General features: G+C 69.2%; 15 protein-coding genes, 1 tRNA gene and 1 pseudogene. 6 read left to right on the top strand and 11 right to left on the bottom strand.

Features of this window, described 5'->3' with window-relative positions; all coding sequences use genetic code 11:
* Positions 1 to 41 precede the first annotated feature (41 nt).
* The 5 genes from ABEA10_RS39410 to ABEA10_RS39390 are packed head-to-tail and all read right to left on the bottom strand — an operon-like array spanning position 42 to position 5,773.
* A complete protein-coding gene (locus ABEA10_RS39410; RefSeq protein ID WP_345472915.1) occupies positions 42 to 1,484 on the bottom strand; it encodes a peptidoglycan D,D-transpeptidase FtsI family protein in 1,443 nt (480 codons plus the stop codon).
* Positions 1,481 to 2,977 carry an FtsW/RodA/SpoVE family cell cycle protein gene (locus tag ABEA10_RS39405; protein WP_345472914.1) on the bottom strand — a complete coding sequence of 499 codons (1,497 nt, stop codon included), beginning with the start codon at positions 2,975 to 2,977 and terminating at the stop codon, positions 1,481 to 1,483. The genes ABEA10_RS39410 and ABEA10_RS39405 overlap by 4 nt, the downstream gene beginning before the upstream one ends.
* Positions 2,974 to 4,542 carry a PP2C family protein-serine/threonine phosphatase gene (locus tag ABEA10_RS39400; protein ID WP_345472912.1) on the bottom strand — a complete coding sequence of 523 codons (1,569 nt, stop codon included), beginning with the start codon at positions 4,540 to 4,542 and terminating at the stop codon, positions 2,974 to 2,976. The genes ABEA10_RS39405 and ABEA10_RS39400 overlap by 4 nt, the downstream gene beginning before the upstream one ends.
* Positions 4,539 to 5,021 (bottom strand): FHA domain-containing protein FhaB/FipA, encoded by a 483-nt coding sequence (locus ABEA10_RS39395; RefSeq protein WP_329248986.1) that lies wholly within the window; start codon positions 5,019 to 5,021, stop codon positions 4,539 to 4,541. The genes ABEA10_RS39400 and ABEA10_RS39395 overlap by 4 nt, the downstream gene beginning before the upstream one ends.
* Before the next feature lie 11 nt (positions 5,022 to 5,032).
* Positions 5,033 to 5,773: an FHA domain-containing protein gene (locus ABEA10_RS39390; RefSeq protein ID WP_285629075.1), complete on the bottom strand. Its 741-nt coding sequence runs from the start codon at positions 5,771 to 5,773 to the stop codon at positions 5,033 to 5,035.
* A 107-nt stretch (positions 5,774 to 5,880) separates the two neighbouring features.
* Here ABEA10_RS39390 and ABEA10_RS39385 point away from each other — a divergent pair.
* A tRNA-Leu gene (locus ABEA10_RS39385) sits at positions 5,881 to 5,963 on the top strand.
* On the opposite strand, the pseudogene ABEA10_RS51425 reads toward ABEA10_RS39385, so the two are convergent.
* Together ABEA10_RS51425 and ABEA10_RS39380 are read right to left on the bottom strand one after the other, a co-directional pair.
* Positions 5,945 to 6,271: pseudogene (locus tag ABEA10_RS51425) on the bottom strand (MmyB family transcriptional regulator); the annotation flags it as partial. The gene ABEA10_RS39385 and the pseudogene ABEA10_RS51425 sit on opposite strands and share 19 nt — an antisense overlap.
* Positions 6,271 to 6,480: a helix-turn-helix domain-containing protein gene (locus ABEA10_RS39380; RefSeq protein ID WP_425551019.1), complete on the bottom strand. Its 210-nt coding sequence runs from the start codon at positions 6,478 to 6,480 to the stop codon at positions 6,271 to 6,273. The pseudogene ABEA10_RS51425 and the gene ABEA10_RS39380, both read right to left, overlap by 1 nt.
* A 147-nt stretch (positions 6,481 to 6,627) precedes the next feature.
* On the opposite strand from ABEA10_RS39380, the gene ABEA10_RS39375 reads away from it, so the two are divergent.
* Positions 6,628 to 7,221 carry an SDR family NAD(P)-dependent oxidoreductase gene (locus tag ABEA10_RS39375; protein WP_345472907.1) on the top strand — a complete coding sequence of 198 codons (594 nt, stop codon included), beginning with the start codon at positions 6,628 to 6,630 and terminating at the stop codon, positions 7,219 to 7,221.
* Positions 7,222 to 7,299: 78 nt separating this feature from the next.
* Here ABEA10_RS39375 and ABEA10_RS39370 read toward each other — a convergent pair whose 3' ends face one another.
* Positions 7,300 to 8,259 (bottom strand): alpha/beta hydrolase, encoded by a 960-nt coding sequence (locus ABEA10_RS39370; protein ID WP_345472905.1) that lies wholly within the window; start codon positions 8,257 to 8,259, stop codon positions 7,300 to 7,302.
* A gap of 73 nt (positions 8,260 to 8,332) precedes the next feature.
* Between ABEA10_RS39370 and ABEA10_RS39365 the strand changes: the two genes are divergently transcribed.
* Together ABEA10_RS39365 and ABEA10_RS39360 are read left to right on the top strand one after the other, a co-directional pair.
* Entirely contained in the window at positions 8,333 to 8,506 is a 174-nt protein-coding gene (locus tag ABEA10_RS39365; RefSeq protein ID WP_345472903.1) for a hypothetical protein, read from the top strand.
* A 171-nt stretch (positions 8,507 to 8,677) separates the two neighbouring features.
* Positions 8,678 to 9,445 carry a MerR family transcriptional regulator gene (locus tag ABEA10_RS39360; RefSeq protein ID WP_345473391.1) on the top strand — a complete coding sequence of 256 codons (768 nt, stop codon included), beginning with the start codon at positions 8,678 to 8,680 and terminating at the stop codon, positions 9,443 to 9,445.
* A 180-nt stretch (positions 9,446 to 9,625) separates the two neighbouring features.
* Here the strand turns inward: ABEA10_RS39360 and ABEA10_RS39355 are convergent, their stop codons facing one another.
* Positions 9,626 to 10,510 (bottom strand): ClpX C4-type zinc finger protein, encoded by an 885-nt coding sequence (locus tag ABEA10_RS39355; RefSeq protein WP_345472901.1) that lies wholly within the window; start codon positions 10,508 to 10,510, stop codon positions 9,626 to 9,628.
* Between the two features lie 98 nt (positions 10,511 to 10,608).
* Positions 10,609 to 11,220, bottom strand: a complete 612-nt coding sequence (locus tag ABEA10_RS39350) for a TetR/AcrR family transcriptional regulator (protein ID WP_345472899.1) — start codon at positions 11,218 to 11,220, stop codon at positions 10,609 to 10,611.
* Between the two features lie 127 nt (positions 11,221 to 11,347).
* On the opposite strand from ABEA10_RS39350, the gene ABEA10_RS39345 reads away from it, so the two are divergent.
* Complete coding sequence (locus ABEA10_RS39345) at positions 11,348 to 12,814, top strand: MFS transporter (protein WP_345472897.1); 1,467 nt, start codon at positions 11,348 to 11,350, stop codon at positions 12,812 to 12,814.
* Between the two features lie 111 nt (positions 12,815 to 12,925).
* On the opposite strand, the gene ABEA10_RS39340 is transcribed toward ABEA10_RS39345, so the two are convergent.
* The gene (locus ABEA10_RS39340; RefSeq protein WP_345472895.1) at positions 12,926 to 13,912 is read right to left on the bottom strand and encodes an Acg family FMN-binding oxidoreductase; all 987 of its coding nucleotides are present in this window, start codon (positions 13,910 to 13,912) and stop codon (positions 12,926 to 12,928) included.
* 391 nt (positions 13,913 to 14,303) lie between these two features.
* Between ABEA10_RS39340 and ABEA10_RS39335 the strand changes: the two genes are divergently transcribed.
* Positions 14,304 to 14,697: ferritin family protein (locus ABEA10_RS39335; RefSeq protein ID WP_345472892.1), on the top strand; the 394-nt coding region annotated here is incomplete at its 3' end.

Below are 14,697 nucleotides of genomic sequence, written 5' to 3'. Positions count from 1 at the left end.
GGGCGCGTCTTCGGATTCCCTCGCTGCGCTCGGTCATGGGGTTAGAGCACCGCCTGGACGATTCTCAACGCGGTCGGCGCGGAGTTCTGCGCCCCGCTGGACTGCTCGCTGCCCTCGGTGACGACCGCGAAGGCGACCTTCGGGTTGTGCTGCGGAGCGAAGCCGACGAACCAGTCGTCGTAGTAGCCGTTGCCGGTCTCGGCGGTGCCGGTCTTGCCGGCGATGTCCTGGCCGCCGACCACGGACGACGCGGTGCCGGACTGCACCACCTGCCGCATCATCTCCTGCAGCTGGCTGGCGGTGTTCGCGCTGATCGGCTGGCCCAGCACCTGCTCCTGCGCGGTGGCAAGCTCGGACTGGTCCGGCGCGGTGACCCGCTTGACCAGGTACGGCTTCATCTCCTTGCCGTTGTTGGCGACCGCCTGGGCCACCATCGCCATCTGCAATGGCGTCACGGTCACGTCGCCCTGGCCGATGCCAGACATGGCGAGTTTGTCCCCGCCCATGGGCTTGGTCGGGTAGTTCGCGCTTGCGCTGCTCATGCCCGGCTCAACCTGGAACGGCTTGTCGAAGCCGAACTTCTTGGCCTGTGCGAGGAGCTTGTCCTGGCCGAGTGTTCCGGCCAGGCGGGCGAACGTGGAGTTGCAGGACGCCGCGAAGGACTGGATCAGCTGCGGGGATCCACTGCAGCGCTGCTCGTCGCCGTCGGCGTTGTGCAGTGTCTGCCCCGACTCGGGCAGATGGAATTCGTTGGCGTCGAACGGGGAGTTCGCAGTCATCCCACCGCTCTCGAGGGCGGTCGCCGAGTCCACGATCTTGAACGAGGAGCCCGGGGGGAACACCTCGTTCATCGCCTTGTTGAGCATCGGGTTGCCCTTCTGCTCCTGCAGCCGGGTGGACGCCTTGGACGCCTTGGCGCTGTCGTGGGTGGCCAGGTCGTTGGTGTCGTACGACGGGAAGGAGGCCATCGCGAGGATGGCCCCGGTCTTGACGTCGACGGCGACCGCGGCGCCGCGCCTGCCGCTGATGGTGGCCTGACGGATGCCGTCGTAGGCCGCCTGCTGCGCCTTCGGGATGATCGAGGTCTGCACCGTCGCGCCCGCGGCCTTCTTGCCGACCAGCATGTCGAACCAGTTGCGCACGGTCAGCCGCTTGTCGGTGCCGTCGAGCAGGCCGTTGTAGCCGCCCTCGATGCCGGTGCGGTTGAACGGGCTCATGAAGCCGGTGATCGGGGAGTACAGCTCACCCTGCTTGTAGACGCGCTGGTACTCCTTCTTGTTGATCTTCTTCGAGGAGGCCAGCGTCACGCCGCCCGCCGTGATCGGGCCGCGGTTGTGCTGCCACTGCGCGGTGAACTGCCGGGCGTTCAGCGGGTCGCTCTTGAGTTTGTCCGCCTGTGAGCCCTGGATGTAGTTCACGTTGATCATCAAGATGACGAGCAACGTCAGCGCTGCGATCGCCACCCGGCGAAGAGGCTTGTTCACGCGGTGTTCACCACCTGGGTCATTCCCTCGTCCTGGATGGGCTGCGGTGCCGGCCGCCGTGCGGAGTCACTGATGCGGATCAAGATGGCGATCAGGATCCAGTTGGCGAGGAGCGACGAACCTCCCTGGGCGAGGAACGGCGTGGTGAGACCGGTCAGCGGGATGAGCCGCGTGACGCCGCCGACGATCACGAAGACCTGCAGGGCGAACACGAACGACACACCGCCGGCGAACAGCTTGGCGAAGTTGTCCTTGGTGGCGATCGCCGCCTTCATACCGCGCTGCACGATCAGCGCGTACGCCAGCAGGATCACCATGAGGCCGGTGAGCCCGAGTTCCTCACCGAAGGACGTGAAGATGAAGTCGCTGTAGGACAGCGGTGTGCGCCACGGCTCACCCTGTCCCAGGCCCGTGCCGAGCACGCCGCCCTGGCCCATCGAGAACAGGCCGCGCATGAGCTGACCGCTGTCGGCGATGTACTGGCCGCCGTGGGCGGCGCAGCCCTGGGCCATCTGGTTGTGGATGACACCGTTGATCTTGCAGCCGCCGTCGAAGTACGGCCTGGGGTCCAGCCAGGTGTCGATCCGCTGCGACACGTGCGGGATCATCGGCGCCACCAGGCAGGCGCCGGCGAGCAGCACCGCGCCGATCCCCACCCACTCGAAGCGCTCGGTGGCGATGTAGAGCATGCTCACGAACAGGCCGAAGAACAGGATCGCGGTACCGAAGTCGTTCTCCAGCGCCAGCACGCCGAGGCAGATCACCCAGATGACCAGGATCGGGCCGAGGTCACGGGCGCGCGGCAACTTGATCGGCCCGAACTCCTTGCCCACGGTCGACATCGCCTGGCGCTTGTTGACCAGGTAGCCGGCGAAGAACGCCACCAGCGCGAGCTTGGAGAACTCACCCGGCTGGATCGACATCGAGCCGATCCGGATCCAGATCTTCGCGCCCATCGCACCGCTGATCGAGGAGGGCAGGAAGCCCGGCAGCGCGAGGAAGAACAGGCCGAGCGCGCCGATCGTGTAGATGTAGCGCTGCACGACCTTGATGTCGCGCAGCACCAGCAGCGTGACGGCGAAGAAGATGATGCCGAGCGCGGTCCACTCGAGCTGGGCGTTGGTCGAGGGCCCGAAGTAGGAGACCTTCTTGCCGGCCTCGATGGCGGCCTTCATGTCCGCGCTGGTGTTGAGGTCCAGCCGGTAGATCATCGCCAGGCCGATGCCGTTGAGGAACACCGCGAGCGGCAGCAGCAGCGGATCGGCGTACGGGGCGAAGCGCGCCACCACGATGTAGCTACCGGCGGCCAGGATGCCCAGGCCGATCCCGTAGCCGTACATGCCGGCGGGCAGCGATCCGTCACGCGCCAGCCCGACCTGAGCGAATCCGGCGACCGTGATGATCATCGCGAAGATGAGCATCCCGAGCTGGGCGCTGCGCCGGGGGCGCGTCGCGACTGGTATGCCTGCTTCGTTGGTCGTTATGACGCTCATGAGTGTTTATCCGGCTGCGGGCAACCCTGCAGCGTGGTGGGGTGGCGGGTGCACTGGGACGCCTCGTCGCGCAGCTGCTGGACCTTGTCCTGCGCGTGCGGCAGGTCGGGCAGCGTGATCCCCTTGTGGACCTCCTGCTTGGACTTGGAGGTCAGGGTGTTCGTGTGCACCTTGGGGTTGGAGGTCTCGATCACCTTGTTGGCGCAGCCCTCGCCCTGCTGGCCGCGGCCCTTCCAGATGGCGACCACGCCTTTGCCGTCCTCGGCGACCGAGGTGCGGCAGACCTTGCCACGCAGGTTGTCGATGGTCTTGCGGGCGCTCGCGAGGCTGCCGAGGTTGTCGATGGTCTTGCGCACCGAGGACTGGGCGTCGGGAGTGAGGTCGGCGACCTTGAGGTCCGAACGCTCCTTCAGGTGGGACAGCTTCTGCCCGAGGACCTTGTCGTTCATGCCCTGGAAGATCACCACTTGGCCGTTGTCGGCGGCGACGTAGTACTGCCCCTGCACGCTGCTCCAGGCGACGTACGAACCGCCCGCCACCAGCAGGACCAGCACGACCGCGATCCCGATCAGCCAGGGCCACCGGCGGCGCGGGCGCATCGAGGTCAGCTGCAGGGCGTCGTCGGCCTGCGGCGGCACCGCCTGCATGTCGGCGACGGTCACCGCCGCGCCGGACTGCTGCGGCTCCCCGCGCAGCGCCGCGGCACGGTGGGCCGGGGACTCACCGGCCATCGCGCCGCCAGGGGCGCCGCCGCCCGGGTTGTCCGCCTCGCCACGGGTGCGGGTGGCGTTGTGCGCCGCGCCGGCCACGATGGGCTTCGGCGGCGGTCCGGGTGGCTGCTGCTCCAGCTCCACGACGTCGGCGACGACACAGGTGATGTTGTCCGGCCCGCCGCCGCGGTTGGCCAGGTCGATGAGCTGGCGTACCGCCTGCTCCGGCTCGGCGACCGAGCTCAGCGCGTGGTGGATCGTCTCCGCGGTCACCACCGAGCACAGCCCGTCGGAGCACAGGAGGTAACGGTCGCCGAGCTGCGCCTCGCGCAGCGACACGTCGGGCTCGACCTCGCCGCGGCCGTCGAGGGCGCGCAGCAGCAGGGAACGCTGGGGGTGGGAGGCCGCCTCGTCGAGGCTGATCCGGCCCTCGTCGACCAGCGACTGCACGAGCGTGTGGTCGTGCGTGATCTGGAACAGCTCGCCGTTGCGGAGGAGGTACGCCCGTGAGTCACCGATGTGGACGAGGGCCATCTGCCGGCCGTTCCAGAGCATCGCGGTGAGCGTCGTGCCCATGCCCTGCAGGGACGGGTCGCCCTCCACAATGCTGTGCAGCGTCTCGTTCGCGCGGTGGACGGCCTGTTCGAGCACGCCGACGATCTCGTTCGCCGGGATGTCGAGGTCGAGTGGCTTCAGGGTCTCGATCGCCGCGGCACTCGCGATCTCGCCGCCGACGTGACCCCCCATCCCGTCGGCAACGGCCAAAAGCCGCGCACCGGCGTACGCGGAGTCCTCGTTGCCCTCCCGGAGGAGGCCGACGTCCGATCGTGCGGCGAAGCGTATTCCGATTGTCATTTGCGCAGCTCTATGACGGTTTTCCCGATACGAATCGGTACGCCGACGGGAACGGGCTCCGGCCGGCTCACCTTGGCGCGCCCGAGGAAGGTGCCGTTGGTGGAACCGAGATCCTCCACGAACCACTGACCGTTCTGTGAGAAGAGCCGAGCGTGCCGTCCCGAAGAGTAGTCGTCCCCAAGAGGCAGCGTGACGTCATTGCCACGACCCATGACGATCTCTGTACCGGCGAGATCCAAGGTCGTGCCCGCCCGCGCACCCTGAGTGATGACCAGCTTGGTCGGCTCCGAGCGCCTCGAACGCGGCGCCGCGGCCTTCGGCGGCCGGGCAGGCTGGGCCTCCTTGCGGGACCGCAGCGCCTTCGCGGCGGCCTTGGACCCCCACAGGTCGGCCCGGATCACGCCCACGGCCGCAATGACGAACAGCCACAGAACGGCCAGGAACGCCACCTTCATGAGGGTCAAAGTCAGTTGGTTCATCGGAGTCGGAGCTACTCCCTGTCGCGACGGAACACGAGGGTTGTACGGCCCAGAGTGACACGCGCGCCATCACGCAACGTCACGCGCCGGATCGGCTGACCGTTGACGAAAGTGCCGTTGGTCGACCCTAGGTCGACCGCGACCACCTCCGGACCCTCGACTCTGATCTCGGCATGGTGCCGGGAAACTCCCGGGTCGACAAGCCGAAGATCACAATCGGTGCCGCGACCCAGCAAAGTCACCGGTGTGGTGAGGTCGTACGTGTGGCTCTCCTGACCCTCGGTGCTGACGAGAAGCCGCGGCCGACCACCGGAGAACCCGCGCGCCGGCGGCGGCATGTCGCTCATCGGCTGGCGGATCTCACCACCCTCCACCGTCGAACCGCGGATGACGCCGGAACGAATACGGAACATGCCGGTGCGTAGATCATCGGCGTTCTCGAATCGCACGCGTACCGGCCCCACGAAGGAGTAACCCTGCTCCTTCGCGTGCTCACGCGCGAGATTGGAGAGTTCCTGGCTCAGACTGTCGGCGTACACCGCGAGCCGCTCACCGTCGGGATGCGAGATCTCGACGACGAAGTCGTTCGGCACCAGCGTGCGACCCTGCGCGACGATGGCGGCGCGCTCGTCCATCTCACGCTGGATGGCGCTGGCGACCTCTACTGGCTGCAGCTCCGACTTGAAAGCCCGAGCGAAGGCACCCTCCACCATGCCTTCGAGTCGACGCTCGAAGCGCTGTAGGACACCCACGTGCACCTCCCTTCTCCACTGCTAGACGATCGTATCCGGGCGTTGGTTCGCATGGAGCAATCAAGTTCCGACCAGTCCGGGAGGGGTGCTAATCTCTGAGTCGCCACGGGCGAGTGGCGGAACGGCAGACGCGCACGGTTCAGGTCCGTGTGTCCGAGAGGATGTGAGGGTTCAAATCCCTCCTCGCCCACGCGAGACTGGGCCATCGTGGTCGCTCCCCTTCTGGGGGCTTCCCCGGTGGTCCGCGTCATTTTTCCGGGGGGACGACCACCCGAGCCCCCCGATGTGGGGGGCTTGCGCCCCCACGCCCCCCTGCGGGGTGGGGTTGGTGATTTTTTCTGGTTGCTGGGGCTGGGGGCATGTGGTGCTCACGAGCTGCTGGCCGGGGGCGTCGCGTACGGCGAAGGCCTGATAGGTGAGCGTGAGAGGGCCGACGTCGGGGTGCGGGAAGTGCTTGGTGGTCCTGCCCCGGACGGTGTGGGGGTTCCAGAGGCGGGCTAAGTCCGCACTCTGATCGGTGAGGGGTGGCGCTCGCGCCCTTGTTCCAGGCGGGTGTGGTAGTCGACGTTCACTCCGGCCAGGACGGCGACCTCCTCGCGGCGCAACCCGGTGGCTCTACGGGCTCCGTAGCTCGCCATGCCGACGTCCTCCGGCTGCGCTCCGGCGCGGCGTGCGCGCAGGAATCCACCCAGGTGGTTGTCGTCCATGCGGCCAGGCTATGCGGCGGCTGCGTGTGCCGCCCGGGTGCTGCCTGGGTGCGCCACACCCAGGCGGCGCACACCCTGGTTAATGCCCGTTGACCTGCGCAGGCTCGGAGGAGCGGACGACATCAACGAGAATCTGGGGGATCTCCCATGGCAGGACAACGACTCGCCGGCAAGGTCGCGTTGATCACCGGTGCGACCGGCGGCATCGGCGCCGCGACCGCCGAACTCTTCGCCCGCGAAGGCGCTCAGCTGGTGATCACCGGCATCGTGGACTGGCCGGGCGTCGAGGACACACGGGAGGACGCCTGGGACCGTGTGATCGAGGTGAACCAGAAGGGAACCTGGCTCGGCATGAAGGCGGCGATGCCGCTGCTGCGCGCGAGCGGCAACGCGTCGGTGATCAACACGTCGTCGGTGCTCGGGCTCGTGGGAAGCGGCGCCGCCGCGGCATACCAGGCGTCCAAGGGCGCGGTGCGCCTGTTGAGCAAGACGGCCGCGGTCGAGTACGCGCGGCAGGGAGTGCGGGTCAACTCCGTGCATCCCGGGGTCATCGCGACGCCGGTGATCCAGGACCTCCTGGACGAGCAGGGCGACCAGCAGCCGGACATCCAACGCACCCCGATGCGCCGATCCGGCCGCGCCGACGAGGTCGCACCCGCCTTCCTCTTCCTCGCCTGTGGCGACTCATCATTCGTCACCGGTTCGGAACTCGTGGTCGACGGCGGGCTCACCGCCTACTGAGCAGCGAGACGCGCAGAACGGTGATCTTGCCCGGTTTCACTCTCATCAGGCTCCTGCTCGTCGGCCCGTGTGGTGGTGTCAGGCGCCGATGGCGCCGTAGAGCATGCCGAGGGCCTGGTCGAGTTCGGAGGCCCAGTTGCCGGACCACTGGTGGTGGCCGCCCGGGACGGGCCGGTAGGTGTAGCCGATGCCGGCGCGGCGGAGGGAGTCCAGCATCGCCTGGGTCTCCCGGCAGGTGCCCTCCTCGATCAGGTCCGTGCCAGTGCAGGTGGACGGGAAGGTGCCGGAGGTGTCCTGGGGGTCGACGCCGGAGGAGAAGAACAGCCGTACGCCGGCCAGTTTCTGGGTGTTCAGGGCTGGGTCGTGCTGGTTCCACAGGCTTCCTCCCGGTGTCCCCCACACGTCCTCCTCGTTGAGGGTGCAGGGCAGGCCGGGCTGATCGCGGTCTCCGGGGTCATAGGCCGGGTTCGAGTGGGAGGGGTTGAGTTCTCCGGAGAGGGAGGCGGCGGCCCTGAAGAATCCGGGGTTGTGCTCGGTGAGGTACATCGCGCCCAGGCCGCCCATCGAATTGCCGGCGACCGAGCGTGCGGTGCCGGCGTGGTAATGCGCGCGTAGGACGGCGTCGACGTCCTGGGTGAGATAGGTCTCCCAGCGCGGTCCGCTGACCCAGTCGGAGTACTCCGAGCACCAGGAGGTGTCGGGCATCACCACGATGGCCTGGTGATTCAGCGATCTGGCGACGATGTCCGTGTTATCGGGGTCGGTCCAGGAGGTGTAGTCGTCCAGGCCACCGTGCAGCAGCCAGAGCGTGGGCCAGGTCCGGGTCGCGCCGGGCGTCCACCCTGAGGGCAACAGCAGCCGGACCGACTTGATCGGGACCTGGGTGTCGGCCGAGTGAAGCTGGACGTCCACCTCGCGGTTGGGGGTCAGCCAGTTCTCGGACACGATGGTGGCTCCGGCACCCGCGGCCCGCGCGGGCACGACGGCGACGGCGAGAATGGTGCAGGCCGCGGCGAGGACGGCGGTGAGTCGGCGCATCGGAGTTCTCCCTTCGGGTCGGCCGCGGGAGCCGGCGCGAGGTGTCGCCGAGCCGTGCGGCAGGGCGCCGGGTGTGGAAGGCGCGGACGGCGTCGTCGAGCGCGTCGATGACGGAGGCGATCGCGGCCGCCGTGACGGCCGATCGGATGCCGGGCATGCGTCTTCTTCCCTGGGGATCGATGTGGTTGAGGCGATCGCGGGTGAGAAGACTTATGAACAACAATGTTCACCGCTCGAGGGTCCGTGAGAAGACCCATTAAGGTGCGGCCTCCGGTCCGGATGTGGTCACGAACACTGGTGTTCACAGAACGGTCGCGACTATCCAGCTTGGTCGACGGGCCGTGCGCGTGGGTCTTTGCCCGGACGAGACCTTGACCTTCGAGTCGGGTCGAGGGTTTAGCGTCCAGCTGTGAACACGATGCGGATCTCTCAGCTCGCCGAGCACACCGGCGTCCCGGTCACCACTCTGCGCTTTTATGAGACCGCGGGTCTGTTGTCCCCCGACCGGTCCCCGGCCGGGTACCGGGTCTACGACCAGGAGGCCGTGGAGCGCCTGGGGTTCATCGGCGCCGCCAAGCACCTCGGGCTGCCGCTGGAGGAGATCTCGGAGTTGCTGGAGGTCTGGGAGTCGGGAGTGTGTGCGGAGGTGAAGGCCGACCTACGGCCACGCATCGCCGCTCGGATCACCGATGCCGAGGCGCGCGCCGCGGAGCTGTCCGCCTTCACCGCCGCCTTGCACCAGGCCCTGGAGCGTTTGGACGCGCTGCCCGATCGGCCCGCCCCGTGCGCTCCCGAGTGCAGGTCCGTCATCTCCGGCTCCCCGGCCGATGCGCCCTTCGTGCCCGGGCGCAGGCCTCTCGGCGGCGAGCCCGCCGGTAGTGCGGCTGAGCGGTGGCAGAGCGCTCCGGTGGCCTGTTCATTGGACGGTGACGGTATTGGTGAACGCACCGCCCAGTGGCGGAGACTGATGAGTGATGCCGTGATCCAGGAGGTCGATAACGGGGTCCGGCTCACCGTGCCCGCCGAACGTGCCACCGACATCACGGCGCTTGCCGTGGCCGAGCAGCAGTGCTGCCCGTTCTTCGACTTCCGGCTGCATCTCGACGGTCCGGTGCTGCACCTGGAGGTACGCGCGCCCGATGAGGGCGCACCGCTACTCGCCGAGCTGTTCGGCCCGGAAACCTGACCCGCCGCTCTGAGCCCTTGTCCGCGAAGACCGTCCAGAAAGGCCGTCGCCGTTCATGCTCGGCGCCCTCATCTGCCTGTTCGGGATGGCCGTGATCATGTACGCGCCGCGCGGACACTGATTCCGGCCTCCCGGACCGGTCATAGATCGTCCAAGCGAGCGTCTGCCGGGCGATGCGGGCTATCCGGCGTGCAGGCCGCGGGGTTCGGCGCGGAGGATCTCGATCGCGGCTTGTGCGCAACTGCCACAGATCCACACGCCGGGGCCGGCGACGAGAGGACCGAGATCTTTGCAGCCGCAGAACGAACAAGCCCGGTTGGTGCCTCTTGCCTTGCCGATACGGCGGTGGCGGCGTTGGACCGGGGCGATCCACTCCTGAAGCTCCTTCTTGATGCGGGTCACCTCGACGTCGAGTTCGCCCAGGACGCGGTAGGCGGCGGAACCTGGGTCCGAGGCCAGGCAGAACAGTAGGTGTTCGGTGCGGAACTGGGACTGGCCACGGCGCGCGGCCAGCCGCCGCGCGCTGGTGAGGGCCTGTTCGGCTTCGCCGTCACCGACCACGCGCCGCTGCTGCCCGTTCTCATCGGCGATCAGCGCGGGCTCGAACAGGCGGGCGTTGGCCTGGCGAACCTTCTCGCGGGTCACGCCGAGCCTGTCCAGGACACCGGCGGCGCCGCCGACGTGCAACAGCCCGAGCAGCAGATGCTGGGTACCGGGCACGCTGTCGTCGGCGTCCGCGGCGGCCTTGGCCGCCTGCAGACACGCCGACAGCCGTGGGGCCATGACCATCGCCTCGGCCGCATCACCGATGACATCGCTGACCTCAAGGCGGTGCGCGAACTTCTGCCGCGCAGCTTGCTTGGAGACCCCCAGCCGCTCGCCGATCAGTGTCCAGGACACGTTCGCCGCACGGGCGGCGCCGACGTAATGCTCGATCAGATCCTCGGCGGCGCCGCGCGTCTCTGCGGCCACAACGATCGCGGTCTCCAGCAGGACGAGCGGGTCGTCGCCGGCTGCCCGTTCCTGCACGATCTCGACCAGCATCGCTACGTTCATCTCGTCCATGCGACAACGGTAGATTGTCGAACTCGAAACGACAACTGCTGATTGTCATCTGTGCCTGGAGCGACGACTCGAAGATGCTCACCCCGATGGGGCAGGGCTCAGCGGTAGAGGCCGCTGATCGCGGTGTGCAGGCGTTCGCGGGCGGCGCCGGCAGGGTAGACGCCGATGAGGACGTAGTAGGCCAGCCCCTCGGCGAGGGCGACCAGTGTCACGGCCTCCTGGTCGGGCTCGACTCCCGGGCGGAGACGCCCGGTGGCCTGGTCCTGCCGGAGCAGCTCGGCGAGCCGGGTGTGAAGACGGGCGTAGTCGTCGCGCAGCCGGCCGGCGATGGCGTCGTCGGCGAGCGCGGCGGCGGTGAAGGACTGTCGCACCCGCAGGTGGGCGCGCGTGACGGCGTCGTACGGGACGAGCTCGGTGAGCACCACGGTCAGCACCTCGCGCGGGCCGGCGTCGGCGCCGTTGGCGGTGGTCTTGGCGGCGATGCGAGTGCTGGACAGGGCGTTGCCGCGTTCGAACGCGGCCTCGATCAGCTTCTGCTTGGCCGGGAAGTAGTGCTGGACGCGGCCCGGGGACACCCCGGCCTGGGCGGCGACCGCGGTCTGCGACACCGCCGCCAGGCCGCGGTCGGCGACGATCGCCAGCACCGCATCGGCGATCTCGTTGCGTCGCTGCTCGTGCTGGGCGCCCGGGCCGCGGGTTCGGTGTGTCATCGTCCTCCTTCGCCTCGTCCGGCTTCTCCGATGTGACCGCATCGGTTTGACCAGGCCTCAAGCGGGCGGCTACCGTCCGAAGCGTAGCAAAGCAATGTGATCACATCGATTTACATAGGGGCCGTTCATGGTGCGGGATCGCGGCGCGCTGCGACCGGGGAGCGGTGGACCGGCGGCGGGGATCGTGCTCGCGCTGGCGTGCGCGGCGCAGTTCATGGTGGTCCTGGACGTGTCGGTGATCAACGTGGCGTTGCCATCGATCCAGCACGGTCTGGGATTCGATCCGGCGGGGCTGCAGTGGGTGGCGGGCGCTTATGCGCTGGTGTTCGGCGGGTCCTTGCTGCTGGGCGGGCGGCTGGCCGACCTGTACGGGCACAGGCGGGTGTTCGCGGCAGGACTGGGATTGTTCACGGTAGCGAGCCTGGCCGGGGGCCTGGCGACCACGGCGGGCCTGCTGGTGGCCGGGCGGGCGGTGCAGGGGCTGGGTGCCGCGGTGCTGGCCCCGGCCACGCTGACGCTGTTGACCGCGACCTTCGCCGAAGGCGTCCGCCGCACCCGGGCACTGGCCGTCTGGACCGCGGTCAGCCTGGCCGGAGGCGCCGCCGGAAACCTGCTCGGCGGCGCGCTGACCCAGTACCTGACGTGGCGATCGACGCTGCTGATCAACGTGCCGATCGGCGTGATCGCGCTCGGCCTGGCCGCCACCGCCCTGCCCGTCGACCGCGCCCGTACACAGGCGGGAGGCGGCCGCCTGGACGTGGCCGGGGCCATCCTGGCCACCGCGGGCCTGATCGCCGTGACGTACGGGATCACGACGGCGCAGACCCGCGGCTGGGGTGACGTGGTCACCGCCGTGGCGCTGGCGACCGGGCTGGCGGCCCTTGCGGCGTTCGTCGTGGTCGAGGCGCGGATGGCGCGACGGCCGCTGGTGCCGCCACGGCTGGTGCGCCGCCGCGCGATCTGGCTGGGCAACGTGGTGATGCTGCTGTCCGGGGCGGTGTTTCAGGTGCCGATGTGGTACTTCCTCACTCTGTACATGCAAGACGTGCTCGGCTTCGGCCCGCTCGCCACGGGGTTCGGTTTTCTCCCGCACACGCTGGTGATGTTGCTGGTCGGGCTGCGAGTGACCCCGTGGCTGATGCGACGGGTGCCACACCGCGCGCTGATCGTCGCAGGGGCGCTGGTCGCCGCCGCCGGGTTCGCCTGGCAGAGCGGCATCACCGCAGGCAGCACGTACACCTCCGCGGTGCTCGGACCCGCCGTCCTGCTGTCGGTCGGCGGCGGGCTGTTCAACACACCGCTGACGGCGACCGTCACCTCCGGTGTCCCGCCCGCCGACGCCGGCGCCGCCTCCGGGCTGATGAACACCGCCAAGCAGGCCGGCGGCGGGCTCGGCCTGGCCGCCCTGCTCGCCCTCACCACCACCCCCGCCCGCACCCCGCAGGCCCTGGCCACCGCGTACGGCCACGCGTTCGCGATCAGCGCGGGGGCACTGGTCGCGGTCGCGGTTCTCGCCTTCGCGCTCCCGGCCCGCCGCGACGATGCCGCGCCGTCATCTGCTCCCGAACCGGCCGGCCGTCGGCCGACCACCTGACCGGCGATCGCCACCGCACCCGCAGTCGGGTACAGCGCGGTCCGAATCGCGGAGTCTTGTCGAGCCAGGCGTTACTTGCGCAGGCCGCCGGTGCACCGCCTGGTTCACGGCTCAGGGCCGGATGAGTTCCTCGGGAGATCGCCGTACGCTCCGGGCCTCCCGGCCGGCAAGGCCCAGGCGGATGATCATCTGTGGATGTCCGCCGTCGCAGAAGTGTGTGCGGACGAAGTCGCGCAGCTCCGGGATCTCCAGCGCCTGGGTGTGGAACGCGGCGGAGACGTCGTTCCCGGCGGCGTGCAGCAGTACGCGTTGCAGCGCCTGCCCGGCCTGGAGCCACGCGGCGCGCTCGTCGGTCTTCGTGGTCAGGAGGGCGACCACGCCCGGTGCGCCGTGGCGTTCGTCGCTGGTGAGGCCCCAGCCGTGGCCGCGGGCGAAGTCGCGTTGCGCGAAGTGGGGATCGGTGCGTTCGGGGTCGCGCGGGTAGGCGTCCTCGTGTACGCCGTCCCGCCGGCCGCTGCCGGGACGCGGCGCCCAGCGGGCCATTTCGAGGCAGTAGTCCGGCTTCTGGCGCAGCATCTGCTCGGCGACCTCGGTGAGGGCACCGAGCGCGATGCGCGCCCTCGGGTCCGCGACGACGCGGAGGGCGGCGTTCTCGTCGAGGGCACAGGTACGCAGCGCCTGCAACAGCCCGGCCGGCAGGCTTTCGGGACGGAAGCCGCCGCGGTGGGTGCGGCGGCGCCGGATCTGGTCATACATCCGGTTCTCATCCTCGCTGGGAGGCTGAGCCGGTTCCAGCGTGACGTCGGCGATCAGCCCGGGGCGTTCCGGGTCGGAGGCCATCCGTATCTGCGGGGTGAGGCCGAGGCGGCGGGCGGCGAGGCGGAGCGTACAGAGCGCCGCGCCGCAGCTGATCAGCATCTCCCGGCCGTCGGGGTCGGCCACGTTCAGCCGGCGGTCGGGGTCGGCGTGCAGGGTCACCGTGGAGCCTCGTGTGCCGAACCACCAGGGCTGCGTGTTGTGCACCGACGGCGCCCACGCCGCGGCGTCGACGAGAAAGTGCGCGGTGTCCTGTGCGGACGTGGCGTCGGTGATGTTCACGACTCCTCCTGCCGAGGATGCGGACAGGCACCCCATTCGTAACCCTCGCCCCGGCTGCGGCCCGGTCGTGAGTGTCGAACGGCCTCGGGCCACGGGACCTTCGCCCCTCGGGACATCGGTCGCGACGGGAGATGGCCGGGGCGCCGCGTTACGACCTCGGCCGCAGACCCTGACGCTCGCCGTCGACGAACCGGGCATAGGTAACCCTCCGTCACGGTTCGGGTGTCGTGCGTGATTGCCCGGAAGTCATCTGGTGCCGGGACCTTTCGCCCCCGTTGTTGGGAGATGTGACTTCTATCCCTTGCGTATCACCGAGGTCAGGTTGGGAGGTGACAGAGCGGAGGAAGACGCCCAGGTCATGAGGCCGGGCGTGGCATTGCGAGGAGGCACCATGACGAGCCTGCCGACGCGGTTCCTGCTGGGCAGTACGGTGGCCGCCGCACTGAGTGTCCCGCTTTACGGGGCCTTCGCCGCGGCCGCAGCGGGCAGCGCGAGCGCTGCTGTGGTCACCCGTACGCCGAGCCCGCAGACACGCGCCGATCTGGCGAAGGCCATGCGGGGCGAGGCTTTCGCGAACGTCTCGTACCGGCTGTACGCCGACCAGGCCCGGCGGGAGGGGATGGGGTCGGTGGCCGACCTGTTCGAGCGGACGGCCGTGACCGAGCGGGACGAGCACTTCGCCGAGAGCGCGGCGATGGCCGGTCTGGTCGGGACCGACGCGGCGAACCTGCGGGCCGCCATCTCCGGCGAGCACTACGAGGCCAACACGATGTATCCCAAGTTCG

Source organism: Actinoallomurus oryzae (assembly GCF_039541955.1).
GTDB classification, from domain to species: Bacteria; Actinomycetota; Actinomycetes; order Streptosporangiales; family Streptosporangiaceae; genus Actinoallomurus; species Actinoallomurus oryzae.
Note: the sequence above shows the minus strand (reverse complement) of the source record. Positions and strands in the feature narration are given on the sequence as shown.